This is a genomic window from Tsukamurella sputi, from assembly GCF_007858445.1.
Lineage (GTDB): Bacteria > Actinomycetota > Actinomycetes > Mycobacteriales > Mycobacteriaceae > Tsukamurella > Tsukamurella sputi.
On the sequence record NZ_VIGV01000004.1, the window covers coordinates 314090 to 338253 of the forward strand.

General features: G+C 69.6%; 19 protein-coding genes. 7 read left to right on the forward strand and 12 right to left on the reverse strand.

Features of this window, described 5'->3' with window-relative positions; translation table 11 throughout:
* The first annotated feature begins 7 nt into the window (after positions 1-7).
* On the forward strand, positions 8-991 hold the full coding sequence (locus FK268_RS14435) for a DUF2971 domain-containing protein (RefSeq protein WP_146435240.1): 984 nt from the start codon (positions 8-10) through the stop codon (positions 989-991).
* Positions 992-1050: 59 nt separating this feature from the next.
* Here FK268_RS14435 and FK268_RS14440 read toward each other — a convergent pair whose 3' ends face one another.
* Positions 1051-1287 (reverse strand): hypothetical protein, encoded by a 237-nt coding sequence (locus FK268_RS14440; RefSeq protein WP_146435242.1) that lies wholly within the window; start codon positions 1285-1287, stop codon positions 1051-1053.
* A 399-nt stretch (positions 1288-1686) separates the two neighbouring features.
* Complete coding sequence (locus FK268_RS14445; protein WP_146435245.1) at positions 1687-4137, reverse strand: CHAT domain-containing protein; 2451 nt, start codon at positions 4135-4137, stop codon at positions 1687-1689.
* A 336-nt stretch (positions 4138-4473) separates the two neighbouring features.
* Here FK268_RS14445 and imuA' point away from each other — a divergent pair, with 336 nt between their 5' ends.
* Together imuA' and FK268_RS14455 are read left to right on the forward strand one after the other, a co-directional pair.
* Positions 4474-5193, forward strand: coding sequence for a DnaE2-dependent mutagenesis accessory factor ImuA' (gene imuA', locus FK268_RS14450; protein WP_146435247.1), 720 nt, complete (start codon positions 4474-4476; stop codon positions 5191-5193).
* Positions 5190-6800 (forward strand): DNA polymerase Y family protein, encoded by a 1611-nt coding sequence (locus FK268_RS14455; RefSeq protein ID WP_146435249.1) that lies wholly within the window; start codon positions 5190-5192, stop codon positions 6798-6800. The genes imuA' and FK268_RS14455 overlap by 4 nt, the downstream gene beginning before the upstream one ends.
* A gap of 15 nt (positions 6801-6815) precedes the next feature.
* Here FK268_RS14455 and FK268_RS14460 read toward each other — a convergent pair whose 3' ends face one another.
* The 3 genes from FK268_RS14460 to FK268_RS14470 form a co-directional block, all read right to left on the reverse strand.
* On the reverse strand, positions 6816-8135 hold the full coding sequence (locus tag FK268_RS14460; RefSeq protein WP_146435251.1) for a hypothetical protein: 1320 nt from the start codon (positions 8133-8135) through the stop codon (positions 6816-6818).
* A gap of 90 nt (positions 8136-8225) precedes the next feature.
* Positions 8226-9497, reverse strand: coding sequence for a serpin family protein (locus FK268_RS14465; RefSeq protein ID WP_146435252.1), 1272 nt, complete (start codon positions 9495-9497; stop codon positions 8226-8228).
* 23 nt (positions 9498-9520) lie between these two features.
* Complete coding sequence (locus FK268_RS14470) at positions 9521-10429, reverse strand: amidohydrolase family protein (RefSeq protein ID WP_146435254.1); 909 nt, start codon at positions 10427-10429, stop codon at positions 9521-9523.
* Positions 10430-10501: 72 nt separating this feature from the next.
* Here FK268_RS14470 and FK268_RS14475 point away from each other — a divergent pair, with 72 nt between their 5' ends.
* The gene (locus FK268_RS14475) at positions 10502-10978 is read left to right on the forward strand and encodes a MarR family winged helix-turn-helix transcriptional regulator (RefSeq protein ID WP_146435256.1); all 477 of its coding nucleotides are present in this window, start codon (positions 10502-10504) and stop codon (positions 10976-10978) included.
* A gap of 6 nt (positions 10979-10984) precedes the next feature.
* On the opposite strand, the gene FK268_RS14480 is transcribed toward FK268_RS14475, so the two are convergent.
* Complete coding sequence (locus FK268_RS14480; RefSeq protein WP_146435257.1) at positions 10985-12025, reverse strand: FAD-dependent monooxygenase; 1041 nt, start codon at positions 12023-12025, stop codon at positions 10985-10987.
* 45 nt (positions 12026-12070) lie between these two features.
* Between FK268_RS14480 and FK268_RS14485 the strand changes: the two genes are divergently transcribed.
* Genes FK268_RS14485 through FK268_RS14495 form a run of 3 tightly spaced genes read left to right on the forward strand, consistent with a single transcriptional unit; the run spans position 12071 to position 16363 of the window.
* On the forward strand, positions 12071-12628 hold the full coding sequence (locus FK268_RS14485; RefSeq protein WP_146435259.1) for a TetR/AcrR family transcriptional regulator: 558 nt from the start codon (positions 12071-12073) through the stop codon (positions 12626-12628).
* A 27-nt stretch (positions 12629-12655) separates the two neighbouring features.
* Positions 12656-15943 carry an error-prone DNA polymerase gene (locus FK268_RS14490; protein ID WP_146435261.1) on the forward strand — a complete coding sequence of 1096 codons (3288 nt, stop codon included), beginning with the start codon at positions 12656-12658 and terminating at the stop codon, positions 15941-15943.
* 18 nt (positions 15944-15961) lie between these two features.
* Positions 15962-16363: a nuclear transport factor 2 family protein gene (locus FK268_RS14495; RefSeq protein ID WP_146435857.1), complete on the forward strand. Its 402-nt coding sequence runs from the start codon at positions 15962-15964 to the stop codon at positions 16361-16363.
* Between the two features lie 45 nt (positions 16364-16408).
* Here FK268_RS14495 and FK268_RS14500 read toward each other — a convergent pair whose 3' ends face one another.
* The 6 genes from FK268_RS14500 to FK268_RS14525 are packed head-to-tail and all read right to left on the reverse strand — an operon-like array spanning position 16409 to position 24114.
* Positions 16409-17083 (reverse strand): response regulator, encoded by a 675-nt coding sequence (locus FK268_RS14500; protein ID WP_146435262.1) that lies wholly within the window; start codon positions 17081-17083, stop codon positions 16409-16411.
* Positions 17080-19635, reverse strand: coding sequence for an ATP-binding protein (locus FK268_RS14505; protein ID WP_146435264.1), 2556 nt, complete (start codon positions 19633-19635; stop codon positions 17080-17082). Before FK268_RS14505 ends, FK268_RS14500 begins: the two co-directional genes overlap by 4 nt.
* A 24-nt stretch (positions 19636-19659) precedes the next feature.
* A complete protein-coding gene (gene kdpC, locus FK268_RS14510; protein ID WP_146435266.1) occupies positions 19660-20244 on the reverse strand; it encodes a potassium-transporting ATPase subunit KdpC in 585 nt (194 codons plus the stop codon).
* 11 nt (positions 20245-20255) lie between these two features.
* The gene (gene kdpB, locus FK268_RS14515; RefSeq protein ID WP_205124483.1) at positions 20256-22370 is read right to left on the reverse strand and encodes a potassium-transporting ATPase subunit KdpB; all 2115 of its coding nucleotides are present in this window, start codon (positions 22368-22370) and stop codon (positions 20256-20258) included.
* Positions 22367-24025: a potassium-transporting ATPase subunit KdpA gene (gene kdpA / locus FK268_RS14520; RefSeq protein ID WP_146435268.1), complete on the reverse strand. Its 1659-nt coding sequence runs from the start codon at positions 24023-24025 to the stop codon at positions 22367-22369. The genes kdpB and kdpA overlap by 4 nt, the downstream gene beginning before the upstream one ends.
* Positions 24025-24114, reverse strand: a complete 90-nt coding sequence (locus FK268_RS14525) for a potassium-transporting ATPase subunit F (RefSeq protein WP_074850389.1) — start codon at positions 24112-24114, stop codon at positions 24025-24027. The genes kdpA and FK268_RS14525 overlap by 1 nt, the downstream gene beginning before the upstream one ends.
* Positions 24115-24164: the final 50 nt, after the last annotated feature.

A 24164-nucleotide genomic window follows, 5' to 3' on the forward strand; every position in this document is an offset into this window, starting at 1 on the left:
TTTCTGCGTGGCCGTGAAGATTAAGCCCCCTGAGGCGAACACCGAATTCAGTCTTGCGAACTGGTCTTACAACCTCGACGCCTCGCGAGTCGACCCGTGGCACGATGACATGGGTTTGTTCCACTACACCGATATTGGAGGCTTGTGGGGGATACTTTCAAGCAGTCAAATCTGGGCCACTCATACCTACTACCTAAACGACTCGTCCGAGATCGAGTTTGGCCTATCCTGGATCAATGAATTGCTCAAGCATGGTGAGAAGGAGGCCGCGAAACTGGTCGACAAGGAGGCTGACGAGGAATGGACTAGCACGGCGAACGTCCTGCACAAGCTGTACCAGTTCGTGGGTGCTGCAGCATTGACCTCGCGCGACACCTTGCTTCGGGACAGCGCTCCGTTTGTCTCATGTCTGTCGTGTGCAAGCGACTCACTGACGCAGTGGCAGGCGTATGGCAACCGAGGCGGGGGGTACTCAATTCAGTTCGACGGACAAGCGTTTGAAGAATCGATCCAACAGGTGGATGAGAGTGGTGCCACGCTAACAGACCAGCCAACGATCACTGCAGCGCTTGTTGAGTATCAGACATGGAACCTGCAAAAGCGCGTAGACGAAGCGGTGAACGATTTTCTCCAGGGAACTCGAGCAGGGAAGGAAGGCGATCTAACCTACGATCAATCCCCGTCTCTTCGGGCGTTTCTTAGGCGACTAGTCGAGATATCAATGCTCTTGAAGCACCAGTCCTTCTGGCCGGAGCGGGAACGACGTATCTGTATATCTGGCGGTGCGGAGACCTTCTATTCACAGTCCGCATTAGGGTTGATTCCGCGAATGCGGATCGGTTTCGATCCCAAGTCTGTGCGTGAGGTTATGGTTGGTCCGGGCCCGCATGAAGAGGCCCGAAAATACTCGATCGAGAGATTCTTAGCCGGTCAACCTGACCTGAGTCACGTCGCGGTGACCACATCCGACGTCCCTTACAGGGCGCCCTGAGCCGGGTCTATTCCACCGCCCCCGCATGAGAGCGGAGGCGATGTTCCCGTTGGGTGTGGTCAGGCTTCGTCGGTCGCGTCGTCGGCCTTGGTGCGCTTGGCCTCCTGCTCCTTGAGGTAGGCCCCGTACTGGCGCTTGAGAGCGGTCAAGTCCTTGGAGCCGAACGCGTAGCGTGCATGTCCTTCCTCGGCGCGCTTATCGTAGCCGACCGCGCGGAGGAACTTGCGAGACGCCATAGCGTCGGGAGTCCTGACCTTCTCGGCGGCCTCGATGCTGGTGAAGTTGTTGGTAGCCACGATGATTGGTCCTTTCGGTGGGGTCGTGAGCTTTGCTCACGGTTGAACGTGAGGACCATAAGTGACTGGGGCCGGCACTCCAAGGCGTAGGGAAAGAGCCACGTCAGCGCCGTGACCAGCAACAGCACGTGCAGCACGTCCACACGGCTCCCGAGCGCAATGCTGCGCGCCCGACTGCGCAATGCGCGCACATCGACGTGTACACGCGTACGTGAGGCGCGCGGGACGGCTTGGGAACCGATCGCCTGGCTGGTGCGTCTAACCAATATGGGCGATGAACTGAACAGGTTGCTTGAGGACTGCTGGGTGGCGTGGATCAGTACGTAAGGTGTGGAAACGCCGCCAGAGTTGGACCGCGCGCGTCCTTGCCGACAACGCCAAATGGAAGTCTCCGTCAGTTCACAAGGATGTGCCGATTACACCGAAGGCCGCCCAGTCGTAGTACCTAAAAGCTGGCGCCGCAGGATCGCCCTCCAGTAGCGGAACCCGGTGCTCGGAAAATAGTCTATTGACATCTTCAAGTGTTGAGTTGCGCATCCAGCGAACCACATGTGCAACCGACTCCCGCGTGGTGGCGAATCCAACGTCACCGGCGTGACGAAGCCCCTTCATCGCCGAATAGAACTGCACGCTGAATGCGAAAGCAACGTAATCCTTCACCGGCCATGATGTCCCGATGCAGTACCTGGCACCCGCGTAGAATATAGCCGACTGAATGCTGAGGTATTCGTCTTGCTGCATGAAGTTGAGCGCTAGTCCTGACTGGCATGATCCCAGGACTACCAGATCATTGCAAATCTCCAACCCAAGTAGATCTCCGACAGTTACACGTTCCCCGTAGGTTACAATCGCTGAAAAATACGGATTGGGGTCTGCGTATGAGTGCCCCGTAAAATGCGTGGCCAGAGATCTGGCAAGTGAGTTTGACAGAGAATCAAATGTCGCCGGGCTGGTCTCAACTTCGATAGAGTCGCATATCGAAGACAGGACTCTAGGCTCGTGCTGGGACCACGGGAGCGGGTCGAACCCAGGAGCAGAGCTAGCCTCTTCAATCGCAATCAAGGGTCGACGCTGATGCCGCTGAGCGCGAGCAACGGAATTCTTGTAAGCGATGTTCCTTGACGGAGAATTGCTTACCCGCTTTTCGTCGTTCGAAACGGCCTCGCCTAGCATACCTATTGACCACACGGGAAAGGCTTGGTAGTAGCCCCCTGGCATCAGGACGATCTCGGCCCCAGAAGCTTCAAAGATCCAGTCTCCCACAGGCGCTATTGCACGCGCGATCTCTTGTGCCGTATTCGCCGCGGTCGGCCCTTTTGCGTTCTGCTCGAGTAGCAGTCCAGAGCCCGTGATATTCGCGAAAAGGGCTGACAATTTGGAACCATTAAGAGAAGGGAACTCGCGCCCGGAAAAGTTCCCGTCTCGGAGACACACCGCGTATGTCCCCATCGGACTATTCGTGACATGCACCCAGGTTAAAGAATCGACGACATTACTTAACCTGTCGGTGTCATCGTTCAGGGTCTTCGACGATACGAGCCCACGTGTTGCCTCTAGTAACTCGAACGAATCTTGCCACTCTCCCAATCGAGCCAACTCGCAGGCAATGAAGCGGAACTCAAGGGGATTCCTCGCCAGAAGTCTCTCGATGTCGCGATCAGACCAAGTAGCTCGAAGTGTTCGGATGCATTGCCCAGAACGCTTCATCAAGTTCCGATATCGTCCGTCCTCGGGGGGAGCAACACTGTCTTGCCATTTCATGCATTTTACTGCCCACATGAGGAACAGCTCCGACTGCCCTGAAGAAAATAAGTTGTCCATCGCACTATATGGGAAGTCAACTTCCTGGCGTGCCATCCGTCGCAGATTGTACAGTTTGAGATGGATCGGGGCATGTGTCGATGTAGTCGCGTCTAGGTAGCTTTTCGCCCGCCTAATGCAATCCTCAAACATCGGAATCTTGGCGATCGCGGCCTGTGTGATTGGTTCAGGTTTAGGCACCCATTCAGGAAGCGAGTCTAGGCCTAGTGCAGCAAAATTGGAAACTATTGCTGATACGTATTCTGCTTTCGATAGTCCCCTAAGGTCTACGTTCTCTGACTCGGGAATTGAGCTTGAATAGGCCTTGTCTCTGGCCAAGTCGAGTTCGTGGGACAACCAGCGGGTAAGCGCTTCCAGCACGGCGTCCTGGTATATCGAACGAGGCACCCTCTCCTTGTTCGCTACAAACAGCTTGTTCGCTCTATTTAGCTTTCGAAGCACGTTCCTGTACGCAGCCGACCGCTCCGTTTTCGGCAATCTCCCGACTTGCTGGGTCTCGATAACTGCGAGATTGGTCAGACCGTAGGCGAAATCTGCTGAGCCAGGCGCTCGCATTTTTAATGCACGGCGAAGCGTAGCTGCCGCAGATTCCTGCTGGGCGGGAGTGGCATTATTCATCTCTGCGATTGCTAACGCACCATTAGTAAGTTGCATTGCTCCCAGGTTCTTTTCGCCCCGGACGAGAAATCGTTCGCCGATTTCGTACATCAACTGAGAGGCCCGAAGGCGCGCCTCATCCCTGTTCGGGACAACAACCCACTCCAGCAACATCGCTAAGCGCGCTTCACAATCCTCTTCGTAGCCGAGGTTGTTCGCTTTGGAAATCCCTGCCGCCCAGCCGTAAAGCTCGGCAGCCTTTTCCGCGTCCGAGAATGGGCACTCGCGACGAGTCAGGCGGACCGCCTCGTCAAACCTCTCTTTGCCCAACGTGTGGGCAGTCTCACTCTCGGCGTAGATTGTGTCGCCTGAGAACCGACCGGCCTCGAAGGCGTACTCAAGCTTCTCGATCAGGTCGGAGGTAGTGGTCATGCTTACACGCTATATTGAGGCGAACCAGTGTGGGTGTAAACATGTACCTTGGGATACTTGACTGCTGTCATTCCGAGGGCTGTGGCCGGATGCCGAGGTGATGGGCGCGACGCATCGCCTCGCTGTGGGAAAGCGGCTGTGAGCTGCGCCGATCCCGTGATGCGCCGTGCGCATCGCGCTACGGAAACCTCTCCTACCTCGACGCTTGACGGCGTTCGGAGCGCGGATCTACGCTGAGATCAGATCGAACAGAAGTTCTAGTCATGTCTTCCCCGTGGCTCGGCTTCCGCACTGATCGGTGACGCGGGATCCGAAAGTAGGGGAGGGGTGTGACAAGTGTCCGCACGTGTTCAAGCGCTGGCCGGAGACCGCGAGGAGAAGCTGGCGGAGCTGCGCAAGCGGCTCGCGGCGCTACCGGAGAAGCATCGTCCGGCGAAGGCGCGCGCACCGAGGGAGGTGCCGCTGCAGGATGAATCCGCGCAGATCGGAACGGGTGTGCTGCCGGTCCATGAGGAGCTCGCCCGGATGCTTCCGGGCGGGGGCCTGCCGCGCGGCGCCGTCGCCGAGATCGCGGGCGCGGGCTCGCTCGCGGTCTCGCTGGTGGCCAGCGTCTCGCGGGCGGGATCGAGCGTCGCTCTGTGCGGCGTGTCCGGCTTCGGTATGGCCGCCGCACTCGAACAGGGGGCCGATCCGGAGCGGATCGCGCTCATCGAGGGCCCGCTCGCGGATCCGGTGGCCGTCGCCTCGATCCTGCTCGACGGTGCCGACGTGGTGCTGTGCGAGCTGGGCGGCATCGCGGTGCCGCCCAGCCGGGGCCGGGCGATCGCCGCCCGGGCCCGTTCCCGGGGATCGGTGCTGCTGGTCACCGGCGGTCGCTGGGAGGGCGCCTCGCTGCACCTCGGGGCGCGGGTGCAGGGATACACCGGCCTCGGCTCCCGCCCCGGCCGCGGCCGGATCCGCGGGATCGACCTGGTCTTCTCCGCCCGCGGCCGCGGTTGCGTCAACCCCTACCGGGGCGCGGCACCGTCGAACACCGGACTGGCGGTGGCCCGGTGACCGCGACCGTCGCGAAGGAGCAGCGCATCCTCGCGCTGTGGTGCCCGGACTGGCCCGCGGCCGCCGCGGCGGCGGATGCGGATCTGGCGCCCGACCACCCGGTCGCGGTGCTGCACGGCAACCGCGTCGTGGCGTGCAACGCCGCAGCCCGGGCCGATGGGGTGCGGCGCGGCATGAAGCGCCGCGAGTCGCAGGCCCGATGCCCGGGGCTGCACGTCACCCAGGCCGACGAGGGGCGCGACGCGCGACTCTTCGAACCCGTGGCGGGAGCCGTGGCCGCGCTGATCCCGCTCATCGAGGTGCTGCGCCCGGGCCTCGTGGTGATCCCCGCACGGGGCGCGGTGCGCTTCTTCGGCGGCGAGGAGCAGGCGGCGGAGCGACTGGTGGACGCGGCGTCGTCGGTGGGGGTGGAGTCCCTCGTCGGCATCGCCGACGAGGTCTTCACCGCGGCCCTGGCCGCCCGGCGCGGGGTCGTCGTGCCGCCGGGGGAGTCGCCGCTCTTCCTGTCGCCGCTGCCCATCGCCGAGCTGGGGGCCGAGCCGGCGCTCGCCGCCGGCGATCGCACCGAGCTGCTGGATCTGCTGCGCCGGTTGGGGCTGCGCACCGTCGGGGCCTTCGCGGCGCTCTCCGCGACCGACGTCGCCACCCGCTTCGGGACCGACGCGATCGCCGCGCACCGGCAGGCCCGCGCAGTGCCGGACCGGCCGCCGTCCACCGCGGCCCTGCCGCCCGGGCTGGAGGTGGAGCTGCGGCCGGATCCACCGATCGACCGGGTCGACGCGGCGGCCTTCGCCGGCCGCGCCCTGGCCTCGGAGCTGCACGGGAAGCTGTCCGCGGCGGGCGTGGCCTGCCTGCGGCTGGAGGTCTCGGCGATCGCGGAGAACGGCGAGCGGCACAGCCGGATCTGGCGCTGCGCCGAACCGCTCACCCCCGAAGGCACTGCGGACAGGGTGCGCTGGCAGATCGACGGCTGGCTCACCGGGGGCCGGGGTGCGAAACGGGGCGCGGGTTCGGGCGCGGGCCCCGGAGCGCCCATCTCCCTGTTGCGGCTCGAACCGGTCGAGGTGGTGGACGCGGGCGCGCTCCAGGCGGGCATGTGGGGTGACGATGCCGATGCCGCCGCCCGGTTCCGCCGGGCCCTGGTCCGGGTGCAGGGACTGCTCGGGGGAGAGGCGGTGCGGATGGCGGTGCGCAGCGGCGGCCGCGGTCCGGCCGAGCGGGTCACCTGGGTACCGCTGGGCGACGAGGTGGTCCCGGCGCACGATCCGGCGGCGCCGTGGCCGGGGCGGATGCCGGAACCCGCGCCCGCGGTACTGATCACGGGTGCCGCGGTCACGGTGACCGATGCCGCGGGGGAGGCGGTACGGGTCACCGAGCGCGGGGCCTTCACGGGCGAGCCCACGCACCTCGCCTGGGGCTCGCGCGACTGGACGCTCAGCTGGTGGGCGGGGCCGTGGCTGATCGACGAGCGGTGGTGGGCGGACGGCACCGCCGAGCCGCGCGCCCGCGCCCAGGTACTGCTCGAGCCGGCGCCGGGCCGTGACGACGGGCGGGCGCTGCTCCTGCAGTACGCCGGCGGATGGGAGGTGGAGGGCGTGTACGAGTAGCGCCGCCCTCGCGGGTCAGCCCGCGCTGCCGGAGAAGGCCACCGAGAGATAGGGGTTGGTGTCGTCGGCCGGCGCTGCGCGGAACCGGTTCCGACGGTGCTTCGCTCGCTTCCCGGGCGTGAGCGCCGTGCCCTCGGGCCGGACCGGGTCCGCGTCGTCGGATGCGGCCGGCGCAGCGGAGGCCTCGGCCTCGTCGGCGGGAGTGTCCTCGATGGGCGTGCCGTCCTCCGCCACGACGGGTGGCAGCACGCGACCGTGGCCGGTCTCGGCGGTCTCCGCCGTACCATTCTCCGCCGCAGCGGTATCCACGGCCTCAGAGCCGGCGACGGCCTCGGGCTCGGCGACTACCTCGGCGTCGGAGGCGTCCGTCCGGCGGCGCAGCAGGTGCGCGACGCCCAGCGAGACCAGGTAGGTCACGGTGCCCGCCGCGCCGCCGACGACCAGCGCCCACGCGAGGGGACGCGCGATGCCGGGATCGGGTGCCGGGGCAGGAGCGCTGGTCACGGAGCGCAGTCGCGTCTGCGTGAGGGCGAGCTGTCCGTCGATGGCGCCCAGTGCCGTCTTCAGCTGGCCGACGCCGGTGGTCAGATTGGCGACGGAGGCGTTGACGTCCTTGCGGGCCGAGGCCAGCTTCGTCAGTCCGTCCCGCAGCTGCCGGGCGGCGCTCCGCGCGGAGGCCAGCGAGGCGTCCGCGTTCGCGGAGGCGCTGCTCAGGCTGCCCGTCATGGTCGAGAGAGTGCTGCGCAGCCCCGCCACGTCGTCGAGTGCGCCCACGCCCTTCGAACCCGCCAGCGCGCGGTCGAGCTGCGCGACCGCCTCGGCCGACCCGGGCGACGGATGCTCGAGGAGGCGTCCCCGCAGCGCCACCAGCGTCGCGCGGGTACCGGCGGTCACCTGCTGCAGGCCCTGCGTCCGCTCGAGGGCGCCGCCCAGGGCCGCCGTCGCGCGGTTCACCTGGTTCAGCGCCGCGGACAGGGAGGAGGCCTCATCGAGCCCGGAGACCAACTGTTCCGCACCGGTTTTGGCGGTGTCGACGCTGTCGAAGATCTGCGGCACCGAGCTCGCCGAGGTGTTCAGCCCGGTGCTCGCGGAGACGACCGCGTTGGACAGCAGCCCGAACAGGGCGCGGGACTCATCGGCCGCCTTGAGGGCGACGCGCGTGTTCTCGGCGTTCTCCCGTTCCTGAGCGGGGGCGGGCGGAGTGGTCCCCGCGGCCACGAGGAAGGCGGCGCCACCCGCGACCAGCGCGATCAGCACGGCGAGCAGCGCGGTGCCCGTGAGGGCCCACGCGGAACGAGCCGCCGCGCGGAGCGGGCGGGTCAACGTCGAGGTCATGTCTCAACCTTAACGTGAAGTCGAGACTTTGGCGAAAAGATAACCCTGAGAACAATTTTGATGCAGCAATAGTAGACGCGGGTTCGGGTGTTAAGTGCCCGGGCGGCTGACCGTTCCCATGAGTAAGGGGAGCCCGGTCGCCGTGTCCACCACGGAGTACGCGAAGGCACGGTCCACGACGAAGGGGGCGGGTCCGGGCGCGGGCTCGGGGGCTGCGGGAGTCGTCGCGGCGTCCGACGCGGTGCCCTTCTCGCCCACGGTGAGTACGGCGGCGGCGCGGGCGTCGGCGAGCGTCGGGGATCCCGGGGCGATGCCGTCCAGCCCCGGGCCCGCGAACAGCCCCGTCAGGCCGGCATCCCGGAGCGGGGCCACGAGCGAGGTCCACGTGGCGGCGCGCCACTTCGGCAGGCTGACCTCGTGCAAGGCCGACGGTGCGCCGGCCAGCGCGATCCGTGCCGCGGTGGCATGACCCTCGCTCGCGGCGTCGGCGAGCGGTGTCCCGGGCGTGGGAACCACGATCTGCAGCGCCAGCGTCGTCCCGTAGTCGAGCTGCAGGGCGGTGTAGCCCTCGCCGGCGGCCACGCGCGCGGGCACGGTGCCGTGCATGGTGGCCGGATCGAGCACGGTGCCGTCGGCGGCGGTGAACGGTGCGGGCCGGGTGCGGGCGGCGTCGAAGGGCGAGCGCCACGCGGCGGCGAGGTAGGCGGTGGTCGCGGCGGCGAGCCGGGTGTCCGGATCGGTGCGCAGCGGGGCGGAGGTGAAGCTGCTGCCGGTGTTCACCGCGACCCACTCGCCCAGCGGCTCGCCGATGCCGGGGCCGAAGTCCACGGGGTAGACGCCGGTGTCGTAGGAGGCGGAAAGGCGGTCCAGGTAGTCGGCGCGCACGCGGCGGTCCTCGGGCTGCTTCGCCGTCAGTAGTGCCACCTGCGACTGGAACAGCGGCGTCGGGGGCGGGGAGCTCGCGGGGACGGTGCCGGGGTCTCCCGCCCACTGCGCGGTCTGGCCGGTGAGGGCCGCCATCGCCCGCGGCAGGTTCCCGGCCGCACCGAGCCCGGCGGTGTCGAGCTGCCCGGCGGTCTCGTCCTTCGCGCCGGCTCGGAGCATGCCCAGCAGGTTCAGGACGGACCAGGGCGAGACGGCGGTGCTCCCCGCGCGGGGATCGCCCACCGCGAGCCGCGCTCCCAGGCGGGTGGCCGCGGCCACCAGTGCGGTCACGTCCGCGCGGGTCTCGTCGACGCCCACCTGCTCGAAGCGGGCCTTCGAGCGTTCGAGGGAGAGGGCCTCGGGCGCCGACGGGGCGCCGCCGCACGCCGCGAGGGTCCCCGCGACGAGCAGCGCCACCACGGCGCGCCGGATCTGCATGGGGCCATCGTATCGGCCCGGACTCAGGCGCCCGCGCGCTCCAGTAGGGCGCGACCGTTGTGCCACAGCACCTTGCGCATCCACTCGTCGCCCAGGCCCAAGCGGGCGAGGCCGAAGAGCTGGTGCGCGTAGTCGTACGGGATGTTGGGGAAGTCGCTGCCCAGCACCACCTTGTCGGCCAGCGCCCCGAGCCGCTCGACGTAACCGGGCGGCATCGGTGCGGTGCGCTGGGTGAAGTCGGTGGCCGCCATCGTGGTGTCGAGGTGGACGTTCGGGAAGCGCTCGGCGAGATCGGCGAAGCGGTCGTACTCCGGCATGCCGAGGTGGGCGATGACGAGCGTCAGCTCGGGGTGGCGCCGGAGCACCTCCGCCACGCGGTCGGGACCCGTGTACGGGCCCTCCACGGGGCCGGAGCCGGCGTGGATCACCACGGGGATCCGTGCCGCTACAAGGGTCTCCCATGCGGGGTCGAGCAGCGGGTCGTCGGGCGCGAAGACGCCCACCTGGACGTGCATCTTGAACAGTCGGGCGCCGTCGGCGACGGCCTGCGCGACGTACTCGCCCACCCCCGGCTCGGGATAGAGCGTGGCGCAGTGGATCGCGTCGGGCACGCGGCGCGCGAACTCCGCGCACCAGTCGTTGAGCCACACGGCCATCCCGGGCTTGTGCGGGTAGGTCAGCGCGGGGATCGCGCGCACGCCCATGCCGCGGATCAGGTCGAGCCGCGTGTCCTCGTCGAACCGGTAGCGGATCGGCCATTCCCGGCCGTACTCCGCGCTCGCGCGATCGAAGAAGTCCCACACCTTGACCAGCATCGGCTCGGGGAGGAAGTGCACGTGGATGTCCGCGAGGCCGGGGATGCCGAGGGCCTCCAGGTAGGCGGGGATCTCCGCATCGGAGGTCGGTCCCGGCGTCGTGGTCGGACTGCTCATACGGTCAATGTACCCACCTCGGTGATGCGCCGTTCACCGAAATGCGCAGCCGGTAAACTGGGTCTCCACGTGATGTTCGGGGGTGTGATGGTGGACGCGGGGAGCACCCGGTGGTTGTCGGACGAGGAGATGGCGGCGTGGCTGCCCTTGATCCACGTGGCGATGCGACTGCCGGCGAAGCTGGACACACAGCTGCGGGCCGACGCCGGGATCACCCATTACGAGTTCATGGTGCTCTCGCAACTGTCCCAGGCCCCGCAGCGCACCCTCGGGCTGTCGGCGCTGGCGGAGGCCGCCAACTCCTCGCCCTCGCGCCTGTCGCACGTCCTGCGGAAGCTGAGCGAACGCGGCTGGCTGGTGCGGCACGCGGAGGGGCGGTCCGCGTACGCCGAGCTCACCGACGAGGGTTTCGCGGCGCTCGACGGCGCGGCCCGTGGCCACGTCGAGGAGGTGCGCCGGCTGGTCTTCGACCGCCTCACTCCGGGCGACGTCACCGCGTTGCGCGCCGCGCTCTCCAGGATCACCCCCGGCCTCGCCGACGAGGGCTGACGGGGCTCACGCCACCGCGGCCACGGCGCGCATCAGGAGATCCCGCGGCGTGCGCAGCCGCGACGTGAGGGCGGTGTGCCGCATCATCCGCGAGAGCAGCATGGTGCGCTGTCCGGCCCGGCGCCGTGCCGCCTCGTAGGCGCGCAGGGCGGTAGCCGCATCGTCGACGTCCGCGGCCGCGCCGAGGGCATCGGCCAGCGCCGCCGCGTCCAGCAGGGTCTCGCAGGCCCCGCGCCCCAGGTTGGGAGCCATGGCGTGTGCGGCGTCGCCGATCAGGGCGACGTTGTCGCGCACGATCCGTGGCAGCCGCGGCAGGTCGCGCGAGCGGTAGTGCAGCGCCGTCTCCACCTCGATGCCTTCGATGGTCCGGGTCACCCGCGGATCCCAGTCGCGGTACATGGCCCGGAGGAAGCCGCGCGGATCGGTGTCCGGGTCCGGGGTGCCCGCGGGGACGGCGCGCGGGTCGAATTCGGAGTACCAGTTGATGTAGCCGCCGTCGCGCGGCGTCACGCCGAACAGTCTTCCCGGACCCCAGTACTCGGTGAACGTGTCGGTCTCACCGGGGCAGCGCCCGATGAGCACGTCGACACCGAGCGGACGCGGCGCCACCTCGTGTCCGACGACGTGCGTGCGGGTGATGCTGCCGATGCCGTCGGCACCGACGATCACGTCGTGGTCCAGGCCGGCCAGGTCGGACCGCCTGTCTCCGAAGCGGATCGCCGGTGCGCACGCCGCGAGTGCCTCGAGGAGGCGCGGCCGCGAGATGATGACGGTGGCGCCCTTGGCCTGGATCTCGGGGCCGAGCCGGTGGCCGTCGGTGCTGCGGATCTCGGCGATCCGCTGGTCGATGCCGATCGCCCGCACCGCGTCCGCCGCTCCCACCCGCTCGAGCACGGCCATGGCCTCCGGCCACATTCCCAGGGCGGTGCCGGTGGTGGGCAGCGACGAGGCGCGTTCGAAGATCTCCACCTCCCATCCCTGTTGAGTGAGGAGTGCGGCGGTGGCGAGGCCGCCGATTCCGCCGCCGATGATCGCTGCCGTGGTCATGACTCCACCGTACTACATACGTAGTATTGGGTACAGTCCTCGCTCATGGGAAGACGTCACGAGGTCCTGGACGGGGCGATCGAGGTGCTCGGCACGCTCGGGCTCCGCGGACTGACGCACCGCGCCGTCGACAGCACTGCGGGGGTGCCCGCGGGTACGACGTCCAACTACTTCCGCTCGCGGGCCGCGCTGGTCCGCGGCGTCGTCGATCGCATGGTCGAGGAGGATCTCGCCTTCTGGGCGGCCTTCGACGGGGTGGAGGAGTCCACGCCGGGCGAAGTGGCGGAGCGCCTCGCGGAATTCGTCCGCTGGTCGATCGGGGCCGGCCGGGTGCGGGGCGTGGCGCGGCTCAACCTGTTCGCCGCGGCCTCGGTGGAGCCGGACCTGCGGGAGCCGCTGCGCCGCGGACGCCGTGCGGTCGAGGAGGTCGGCGAGAAGATCGGCGCCGCGATCGGCCTCGGGATCACCGAGTCCGCACTGGTGATGGACGCCACCGACGCCCTGATCACGCGGCAGCTCGCGATGCCGACGGACGGCTACGACCCGATGCCCGCGCTGCTGGTCCTGCTCACGCGCCTACGCCGCGGATCACCGATCGGTTGATCGAACGTATGAGCGTATTATCGGGGTGTGGGTTGGAGCAACGGGCCGAGCTGGTCGGAGATGGAGCGAGTGCTCTCCGGCCGGGCCCCGGTGCGCCGGGCGGAGGAAGCTCCGGGTGACGGTGGCGACTCCCCGGCGTGGTCCCGCAAGCGGGAGCCCTACGTCCCGCCGCCCGGCGGCGGACCCGGCTCCTCGCGCGTGCCCTACGCGGAACTGCACGCGCACACCGCCTTCAGCTTTCTCGACGGTGCCGCGCAGCCGGAGGAGATGGTCGAGCAGGCGCACGCACTGGGGCTGAAGGCCCTCGCGGTCACCGACCACAACGGCTTCTACGGGGTGGTGCGGTTCGCCGAGGCCGCGCTGGAGCTGGGCGTTCCAACGGTCTTCGGGGCGGAGCTGTCCCTGCAGCACGACGCCGAGCGCACCGGTTCCGAGGATCCGCCGGGTGAGCACCTGCTGGTGCTGGCCCGCGGGCAGGAGGGCTACCGCCGCCTCTCCCGCGCCATGGCGGAGGCGCACATGGAGGCGGGGGAGAAGGGGCTGCTGCGCTTCCATCCGGATCGGCTCGCCGAGTGGGCCGGCGGCCACTGGCAGATCCTCACCGGCTGCCGCAAGGGTGCGGTGCGGCGCGGCCTCGCCGCCCGAGGGGCCGACGGTGCCGCCGCCGCCCTCGCGCAGCTCATCGACCGGTTCGGGGAGGAGCGGGTGAGCATGGAGCTCACCGTGCACGGCGTCCCCGAGGACGACGAGCGCAACCACCTCCTGGCGGGCGTGGCCGCCCGCATGGGGGTGGGCACCGTCGCCACCACGGGCGCGCACATGGCCCGGCCGGACCAACGCCGCCTGGCGTCCACGCTCGCGGCCATCCGGGCCCGCCGCAGCCTCGACGAGCTGGACGGATGGCTTCCGGCGGCGGGTGGCGACCACCTGCGCTCGGGCGACGAGATGGCGCTCCTGCTGCCCGAGCACCCCGGTGCCATCGCGGCCGCGGCCGAACTCGGTGCCGAGTGCGCCTTCAGCCTCAAGCTGATCGCGCCGAACCTGCCGCCCTTCGACGTCCCGCCGGGCCACACGGAGGCCACGTGGCTGCGCGAGTTGACCCGGCGCGGGGCCCTGGAGCGCTACGGCCCGCCGGAGTCGAACCCGAAGGCCTACCGGCAGATCGAGCACGAACTGAACGTGATCGAGACGATGACCTTCCCGGGCTACTTCCTCATCGTGCACAGCATCGTCGACTTCTGCCGGAAGAGCGACATCCTGTGCCAGGGGCGCGGGAGCGCCGCCAATTCGGCGGTGTGTTTCGCGCTCGGCATCACCGCGGTGGATCCGGTGCGCAACCAGCTGCTGTTCGAGCGCTTCCTGGCTCCCGAGCGCGACGGCCCGCCCGACATCGACGTGGACATCGAGTCCGATCGCCGCGAGGAGGCGATCCAGTTCGTCTACGAGAAGTACGGCCGCGAGTACGCCGCGCAGGTCGCGAACGTCATCACCTACCGCGGGCGGTCCGCGGTGCGCGACACCGCGCGGGCGCTCGGCTACTCGCAGGGCCAGCAGGACGCGTGGAGCAAGCAGGTCTCCAGCTACGGCTGGCGGCAGGATCCGGTACCCGAGGGGATTCCGGACCGGGTGGTGGAGCTGGCGGCGCAGATCGCGGACCTGCCGCGGCACCTGGGCATCCACTCCGGCGGCATGGTGATCTGCGACCGCCCCATCGCCGATGTCTGCCCCACCGAGTGGGCCCGGATGGAGAACCGCAGCGTGCTGCAGTGGGACAAGGACGACTGCGCGGCGGCGGGATTGGTGAAGTTCGACCTGCTGGGCCTCGGCATGCTCAGCGCGCTGCACTACGCGAAGGATCTGCTGGGAGAGCACAAGGGCATCGAGGTGGACTTCGCGCAGCTCGACCTCACGGACGAGAAGGTCTACGAGATGCTCTGCCGCGCCGACTCCGTCGGCGTCTTCCAGGTGGAGTCCCGCGCCCAGATGGCCACGCTGCCGCGCTTGAAGCCACGCACCTTCTACGACCTGGTCGTCGAGGTCGCCCTCATCCGCCCCGGTCCCATTCAGGGCGGCTCGGTGCACCCGTACATCCGCCGTCGTAACGGGTTCGAGGAGCCCACCGTCGAGCACCCGTCGATGTGGAAGGCTCTCGACCGCACGCTGGGGGTGCCGTTGTTCCAGGAGCAGCTCATGCAGCTCGCGACCGACGTCGCCGGTTTCAGCCCGTCGGAGGCCGACCAGCTGCGTCGAGCCATGGGTTCCAAGCGCTCCACCGAGAAGATGGAGCAGCTGCGGCAGCGCTTCTACGACGGTGCGCGGCAGCGGCACGGCATCGAGGGGGAGGTGGCCGACCGGATCTTCGAGAAGCTCGCGGCGTTCGCCAACTTCGGTTTCCCCGAGAGTCATTCGCAGTCGTTCGCGTCGCTGGTCTTCTACTCCTCGTGGTTCAAGCTCTACCACCCCGCGGCCTTCTGCGCCGCGCTGCTGCGTGCCCAGCCCATGGGCTTCTACTCGCCGCAGTCCCTCGTCGCCGACGCGCGGCGGCACGGCGTCACCGTGCACGGGCCGTGCGTGAACCGCAGCCTGCCGTGGGCGGACCTGGAGAACGCGGGCATGGAGGTGCGGCTCGGGCTCGCTGCGATCCGCACCATCGGCGACGAACTCGCCGAGCGCATCGTCGCCGACCGCGCCGCGCACGGTCCCTACGCGGGCCTGACGGACCTCACGGGCCGCGTCGAGCTCACCGTGGCGCAGTCCGAGGCCCTCGCCACTTCAGGGGCTCTGGACTGCTTCGGCCGGGACCGCCGGCAGGCGCTGTGGGAGGCCGGCGCCGCGGCGCGGGAGCGCCCCGATCGGCTGCCCGGTACCGCCACCGCGGGCGCGCCGCCCGCCCTGCCCGGCATGAGCGAGACGGAGCTCGCCGCCGCGGACGTGTGGGCCACGTCGGTCACCGTCGGCAAGTACCCCACGGAGTTCCTCCGACCCACCCTCGAGAAGCTCGGCGTCGTCCCGGCCGACCGCCTGCTCGGGCTGCCCGACGGTGACCGCGTCCTCGTCGGTGGCGCCGTCACGCACCGGCAGCGGCCGGCCACCGCGGGCGGCGTCACCTTCATCAACCTCGAGGACGAGACCGGAATGGTGAACGTGGTGTGCAGTCAGGGGTTGTGGGCGCGCTATCGGAGGCTGGCGCAATCGGCGCCCGCGCTGTTGGTGCGGGGGAGGCTGCAGAACGCGGAGGGCGCCGTCACCGTCGTCGCCGACCGGCTGCAGCGGATGGACCTGTCGGTGCCCTCGCGCTCCCGGGATTGGCAGTGAGGATAGCCTTAGGAGGTGATGGAGGAGGCGTACGAACCGGACCGCACCACGGCGCCGGAGCTGCGTGAGGTGCTCGCGGACCTGCGCCACCGCGAACCCGTCTTCCACGGCCCGGCGTGGCGCTCGCTCGCCGACTTCGACGACACCGTGGCACCGGACTTCTGGGAGGTCGGCGCCTCGGGGAAGCGGTACAGCCGCGAGCACGTCCGCAAGGTGATCGAGCAGCGGCTGACCACGCCGCAGGACGAATCGGACTGGGAAACCAGCGAGTTCCACGTCAGGGCGATGGGCGCCTCCGTGTACCTCCTCACCTACACGCTGGTGCAGGGCGAGCGGGTCACCCGGCGGCTCACCGTCTGGCGCCGCCGTGAGAACCGGTGGTCCGTGATGTTCCACCAGGGCACGGTCGTCGAGCGCTGACCGGAGCCCGCGGGCCGACCGGAGACTCCGCCCCGGGATCAAGGCCTACGGGATGAAGCGGTAGCCCATGCCGGGCTCGGTCACGAAGTAGCGCGGGTGCGCGGGGTCCGGCTCCAGCTTGCGGCGCAGCTGCGCCATGTAGACGCGCAAGTAGTTGGTCTCGCGCGAGTACGACGGGCCCCACACCTCGTGCAGCAGGGTCTGCTGCGAGACGAGGCGGTCGGCGTTGCGGACCAGGACGTCGACGATCTTCCATTCGGTGGGGGTCAGGCGCACCGTCGCGCCGTCGCGGGTCACCGTGCGCGCCTCGAAGTTCACCTCGAAGGCCTCGGTCCGCGCGGGGGCCGGGGCGTCCACGAGGCCCGTCCGCCGCACCTGGGCGCGCACGCGGGCGAGGAACTCGTCCATCGCGAAGGGCTTCGTCACGTAGTCGTCCGCGCCGATGTCGAGCGACTCGACTTTGTCGTCGCTGCCGTGCCGCGCCGACAGCACGATCACCGGCGAGGTGCAGAACTCGCGCAGCTTCGCGAGCACCGCGGTGCCGTCGAGATCGGGCAGCCCCAGGTCGAGGACGATCACGTCGGGCGTGCGCTCGCGCGCGATCTGCAGCGCCGACCGCCCGTCGGCCGCGGTCTCCACCTCGTACCCGCGGGCCTTGAGGTTGATCCGCAGGGTCCGCAGGATCGCGGGCTCGTCGTCGACCACCAGAACGAATGTCACGAGACCACCTCACCACTGTCCACCGGCTGCGCGGCGGGCAGGTCCACGATCATCGTCAGGCCGCCGCCCGGGGTGTCCTCCGCGGTGAGCGTCCCGCCCATCGCCTCGGTGAGGCCGCGGGCCACCGCGAGTCCCAGGCCGACGCCGTTGCCGGCCGGTGCGTCGCCCATCCGCTGGAAGGGCTTGAACATCGCCTCGCGCTGCTCCTGGGGCACGCCCGGCCCGCGGTCGCGCACGTGCACCTGCAGCCGGTCTCCGTCGGGCGTGTGGACGCCGGAGACGCCGACCGTGACGGGCCCGCCGCGCGAGTGCCGCACCGCGTTCTCGACGAGGTTGGCCAGTACCCGCTCGAGCAGGCCCGGGTCGGCCAGCGCGGTCGGGGCGTCCTCGGCGAAATCGAAGGCCAGGTCGGCGTCGGGGAGCGCGGTCCAGATCGCGGGCAGCACCTCCTCGATCCCCACCTCGCGGGTCAGCAGGGTCAGCGAATCGGACTGCAGCCGCGACATGTCGAGCAGGTTCCCCACCAGCGAGTCCAGCCGGTCGGCGCTCTCCTCGATGGTCGCGAGCAGCTCGGCCTCGTCCTCGTGGGACCACTCCACATCGTCGCTGCGCAGCGAGCTCACCGCGGCCTTGATCCCGGCGAGCGGCGTCCGCAGGTCGTGTGAGACGGCGCTGAGCAGGGCGGTCCGCGCACGGTTGCCCTCGGCCAGCGCGCGCGCCTGCTTGGCCTCCGCGCTCAGCGCCTCGCGGTCCAACCGGGCGGCGGCGTGCGCCGCGAAGGCGACGAGCAGGCCGTGCTCGGACGCGCTGAGCGGATCGCCGTTGACCGCGAGGGCCACGGTGTCGCCGACCAGCGCGGCGTCCGTGCCCGCATCGGGGCTCAGCGGCGACTCTCGCCGCCCCGCGACCAGCTGCCACGGCGAGTCGGCGTCGGCGCGCCGCAGCAGCGAGGCGCCGCGCAGCCCGAAGGTCACCATGGCCTCGTCCAGCAGGGCGGGGATCTCGTCGTCGGCGTTCTCCGCGGCGAGCAGGGTGTCGGCGAGGCCGCTGAGCACGTCCGCCTCGGCCCGGGCCCGGGCGGCCCGGGCGGTCTGCCGGGCCGCGATCGAGACCACGCTGGCGACGGCGATCGCGGTGAGCACGAACATCGCCACGGCGAAGACGTTCTCGCCGGAGGCCACCGTGAACGTGTACAGCGGTGGCGCGAAGTAGTAGTTGAGCAGTACCGAGCCGAGGATGGCGGCGGGCACCGCCGGGCGGATGCCGCCGACCAGCGCCACCGCCACGGTGAGCATCAGGAAGAGCATCAGCTCGGTGGGCAGCGAGTGCCACTGCCGGGTCTGTGCGAGCAGCGCCGTGAGGATCACCGGCCCGGCGATCGCCAGCACCCAGCCGGCGATGGTGCGGCGCTTCCCGAGCAGCACGGGCTCGGGGCCGTCGATGCGGGGGAGGAGCCTTCGCCGGCCCGCGCCCGCGGCCCGTTCGTGCGTCACGACCTGCACGTCGATGTCGCCGGAGCCCTCGATCACGGCGTCGGAGACGGGCCACCGCACCACCGAGGTCAGCGCGCGGTGCCGGGACTTGCCGAGCACGATCCGCGATGCGTTGACCGAGGTCGCGTACTGCAGGATCGCGGCGGCCACGTCATCGCCGGTGACGATCTGGAAGGTGCCGCCGAGGGACTCCGTGAGCTGGCGCAGTTGCGCCAGCGAGGCGGGCGACGCCCCGGACAGGCCGTCGCTGCGCGCCACGTACACCGCGCGCAGTTCGCCGCCCGCGCCCTTGGCCGCGATCCGGGCGCCGCGCCGCAGCAGCGTGCCGCCCTCCGGGCCGCCGGTCAGCGCCACGACGGTCCGGTCGCGGGTGGGCCACGCGGCGGAGATGCCCTGCTCGGAGCGGTACTGCTCGAGCTTCTCGTCGACCCGGTCGGCGAGCCACAGCAGCGCCAACTCCCGCAGCGCGGTGAGGTTGCCGATGCGGAAGAAGTGCGAGAGTGCGGCGTCCACCTTCGCGGGGGCGTAGATGTTGCCGTGCGCCATGCGGCGCCGCAGCGCCTCGGGTGTCATGTCCACGAGTTGGATCTGCTCGGCCCGCCGCACGACGGTGTCGGGGATCGTCTCGCGCTGCCGCACACCCGTGATCGACTCGACCACGTCGCCGAGGGACTCGAGGTGCTGGATGTTCACCGTCGTGATCACGGTGATCCCGGCGTCGAGCAGCTCGGCGATGTCCTGCCAGCGCTTCTCGTTCCGCGAGCCGGGGGCGTTGGTGTGCGCGAGCTCGTCGACCAGCGCCACCGTCGGGTGTGCGGCGATGACGGCGTCGACGTCCATCTCCTCGAGCACCGCGCCGCGGTACTCGACGCGGCGACGGGGGATCACCTGCAGGCCCTGCACCTGCGCCTCCGTCTGCGGGCGACCGTGGGTCTCGACGTAGCCCACCACGACGGACGTCCCGCGCGATGCGCGACGCGCGCCCTCGGTGAGCATGGCGTAGGTCTTGCCCACACCCGGCGCGGCACCCAGGTAGACGCGCAGCTGTCCCTTCGGCATGTCGCCCCTCCTGCCGTGCCCGGCCTACTTCGCCGCGGCCAGGTCGGTGAGCGCGGCGTTCAGCGTCACCACGTTAACCCGCTGCTCGCCCAGATATCCGAGCTGGCGGCCCTCCGTGTGCGCGGCGACCAGCGCGGTCACCCGCTCCGGCGCCAGACCGCGCGCCCTCGCGACGCGCGCGGTCTGCTGCCGCGCGTACGCGGGGGAGATGTGCGGGTCCAGGCCGGAGAAGCTCGCCGTGACCGCGTCGGTCGGCACGTCCGACGGTGCCACCCCGTCCTCCTTGGCGACGGTGGCGCGGCGCTCGGCGATGAGCGCGACCAGCTTGTCGCTGTTCGGACCGAGGTTGGTGCCGCCGGAGGCGAGGGTGTCGTAGCCGCCCGAGGAGAGCCGCGGGTGGAACCACTGCGGACCGTCGAACTTCTGGGCGAGCAGCTCGGACCCGACGACGGCGCCGTTCTGCTCGATCTGCGAGCCGTTCGCCTTGGCACTGAAGGCGACCTGCCCCACGCCCCAGACGACGAGGGGGAACAGGGCGCCGAGCACGACGGTCATGACGATCAGCATGCGCAGGCCGGCGAGGAGCTGGCGGGGTGTGGAACTGAGCATGTCAGAGCCTTTCAGGAGAGCCCCGGGAGCAGAGCGACGACGAGGTCGATCAGCTTGATCCCGAGGAAGGGGGCCACGATGCCGCCGAGGCCGTAGATGGTCAGGTTCCGCGCGAGCAGTTTGTCGGCCGACTTCGCGGTGTACTTCACCCCGCGCATCGCCAGTGGGATCAGCGCGACGATGATCAGCGCGTTGAAGATGACCGCCGAGAGGATGGCCGACTGCGGGCTGTGCAGGCGCATCACGTTGAGCACGTCCAGGCCGGGGGCCAGGGGCACGAACATCGCGGGAATGATCGCGAAGTACTTCGCGATGTCGTTGGCGATGGAGAAGGTGGTCAGCGCGCCGCGGGTGATGAGCAGCTGCTTGCCGATCTCCACGATGTCGATGAGCTTCGTCGGATCGGAGTCCAGGTCGATCATGTTCCCGGCCTCCTTCGCGGCGGAGGTGCCCGTGTTCATCGCGACGCCCACGTCGGCCTGCGCGAGCGCGGGCGCGTCGTTGGTGCCGTCGCCGGTCATCGCGACGAGGCGGCCGCCCTCCTGCTGCTGCTTGATCAGCGCCAGCTTGTCCTCGGGGGTGGCCTCGGCGAGGTAGTCGTCGACGCCGGCCTCCTCCGCGATGGCCTTGGCCGTCAACGGATTGTCGCCGGTGATCATCACGGTGCGGATGCCCATCTCGCGCAGCTGCGCGAAGCGCTCGCGCATGCCCGCCTTGACCACGTCCTTGAGGTGCACGACGCCCTGCAGCCTGGGGGCCGCGCCGGGCTCGGCGTAGGCGACGACGAGCGGGGTGCCGCCGGAGGACGAGATCTCGTCGACGGCGAGCCGCACGTCGACGGTGCCGATAGCCTCGTCGACCGCCTCGCCCGGGGTCTCGCCGTGGTGCTCCGCGGCCACCCAGGCCAGCACGGCCGCCGAGGCGCCCTTGCGGATGCGGGTGCCGTCGGGCAGGTCGACGCCGGACATGCGGGTCTGCGCGGTGAACGGCACGACGGTGCCGAGGCGCACCGTCGGGACCTCGTGGCCGTGCGTCGTGGCCAGGTCGACGATGGACCGCCCCTCGGGGGTCTCGTCGGCGAGCGAGGCGAGCAGTGCGTGCCCGGCCAGCGTGTGCTCGTCGACGCCTTCCACGGGATGGAAGGACGTGGCCCGGCGGTTGCCGTAGGTGATGGTGCCGGTCTTGTCGAGCAGCAGCGTCGAGACGTCGCCGGCGGCCTCGACGGCGCGCCCGGACTTGGCGATCACGTTGCGCTGCACCAGCCGGTCCATGCCGGCGATGCCGATCGCGGAGAGCAGTGCGCCGATCGTCGTGGGGATGAGGCAGACGAGCAGCGCCACGAGCACCACCACGTCGACCGCGCCACCCGAGTAGATCGCCATCGGCTGCAGCGTCGCGACGGCCAGCAGGAAGATGATCGTGAGCACCGTGAGCAGGATGTTCAGGGCGATCTCGTTCGGCGTCTTCTGCCGGTTCGCGCCCTCGACGAGGCCGATCATCCGGTCGATGAAGCTCTTGCCGGGCTCGGTCTTGATCTCGACGACGATGCGGTCGGAGAGCACGCGGGTGCCGCCCGTGACGGCGCAGCGGTCGCCGCCGGATTCGCGGACGACGGGGGCGGACTCGCCGGTGATCGCCGACTCGTCGACGGTGGCCATGCCTTCCACCACGTCGCCGTCGCCGGGGATGACCTCGCCGGCGTCGACGATCACGAGGTCGCCGACCTTCAGTTCGGAGCCGGGGACCTGCTTCTCGCCCGTCGCGGTGCGCAGCCGCGCGACCGTCTCCGTCTTGGCCTTGCGGAGGGACTCGGCCTGCGCGCGGCCGCGGCCCTCGGCGACGGCCTCCGCGAGGTTGGCGAAGAGCACCGTCGCCCAGAGGAAGACGGCGACGGACCACGCGAACACCGACGGGTTCAGAAGAGCCAGCGCGGTGGTGTACACCGACGCGATCCACACCACGAAGACGACGGGCTGCCGGATCTGCGTGCGCGGGTCCAGCTTCGCCGCGGCGCGGGGCAGTGCCGTTCTGAGCTCGGCGAGCGAGAACGCGGAGCGCCGCTTCGGTGCGGGCGTGACCGCCTTCGGGTCCGACGGTGCCGGGTGACCGGTCAGTGTGTTCGTCACTGGGTGACCTCCGAGATCGGTGCGAGCGCGAGGGCGGGGACGAAGGTCAGTCCGGCCACCAGGACCACGACGCCCACGGTGAGGCCCACGAACAGCGGGCGGTGGGTGGGGATGGTGCCCGCGGTGGCGGGCACCGGGTGCTGCTCGGCGAGCGCGCCGGCCAGGGCCAGGATCGCGACCATCGGCGCGAACCGGCCGAGCAGCATCGCCGCGCCCAGCGTGTAGTTGAACCACGGGGTGTCCACCGACAGGCCTGCGAAGGCGCTGCCGTTGTTGTTCGCAGCGGAGGCGTACGCGTAGAGCACCTCGGACAGGCCGTGCGCACCGCCGTTCGTCATCGCGGCGACGCCCTGCTCCTGGACGACCGTGGCCGCGGTGCCCACCAGCACGAGCGCGGGCATGACGAGGATGTACAGCGCGGCGAGGGTGATCTCCCGGCGGCCGATCTTCTTGCCCAGGTACTCGGGGGTGCGGCCGACCATGAGGCCGCACAGGAAGACGGTGAGGACGGCGATGACGAGCATGCCGTAGAGGCCGGAACCCACACCGCCGGGGCTGATCTCGCCGAGCAGCATGTTCACCAGGGCGGCGCCGCCGGCGCCGGGAGTGAGGCTGTCGTGCGCGGCGTTCACGGCCCCCGTCGACGTGCTCGTAGTGGCGGTGACGAACAGCCCCGTGCCCCACTGCCCGAAGCGCAGCTCCTGGCCCTCGAGGGCGCCACCGGCGGCCCGCGACGCGGTGCCCTGGCCGCCCAGCTGGGTGGCGATCGAGATCGCGGTGGAGACGGCGAAGATGATCGTCATCGAGCCGAGGATGGCATAGCCCTGCTTGTGGTTCCCGACGAGGTTGCCCAGCATCCGCGGCATCGCGACCGGGATCAGCAGGATGAGGAAGACCTGGAACAGGTTGGTCGCGGCCGTCGGGTTCTCGAAGGCGTGCGCCGAGTTCCCGTTGAAGTAGCCGCCACCGTTCGTGCCGAGGAGCTTGATCACCTCCTGGCTCGCGACCAGGCCGCCGGTGAGGACCTGCTTCTGCCCGTCGAGCCCGACGATCTCGTGGCGCTGCCACAGCGTCTGCACCACGCCCTGCGCCATGAGGATCACAGCGCCGATGACGGCGATCGGCAGCAGCACCCGCAGGGTGATGCGGGTCAGGTCCACCCAGAAGTTGCCCAGCCGGTCGGTGCGGGAGCGGATGAAGCCGCGGATCAGCGCCACGGCCACCGCGATGCCGACGGCCGCGGACACGAAGTTCTGGACCGCGAGGCCGATCGCCTGCGCGATCAGGTTCATCGCGGACTCGCCCGAGTACCACTGCCAGTTGGTGTTGGTGACGAAGGAGATCGCGGTGTTGAGCGCCTCGTCGAAGCGCCACTGCTTCGGCTCGACGCCGGGCAACCACCCCTGCACGAGCAGCAGGATCGTGAGCGCGACGATGCTGACCGCGCTGAATGCGAGCGCCGCGACCGCGTACGTGCGGTAGCCCTGCTCGGCCTCCGGATCGGCACCGACGAGGCGGTAGACGACGCGCTCGACGCGCCAGTGCTTCGGGGTGGTGACGACGTGCGCCATGTAGTCACCGAGCGGGCGGTAGACGATGGCCAGGGCCGCGACCAGGGTGAGGATCGTCAGCAGGCCGGCGAGGGTGCCGCTCATCAGAAGCGCTCCGGACGGAGCAGGGCGTACAGGAGGTACGCCAGGGTGAGGATCGTCGCGGCCAGGGCCAGCGCGTTGGAGATGTCCATGGGCTCCACTGGACCACCGGGAACGGCCGTTTTCACGCCCCCTTAACGCC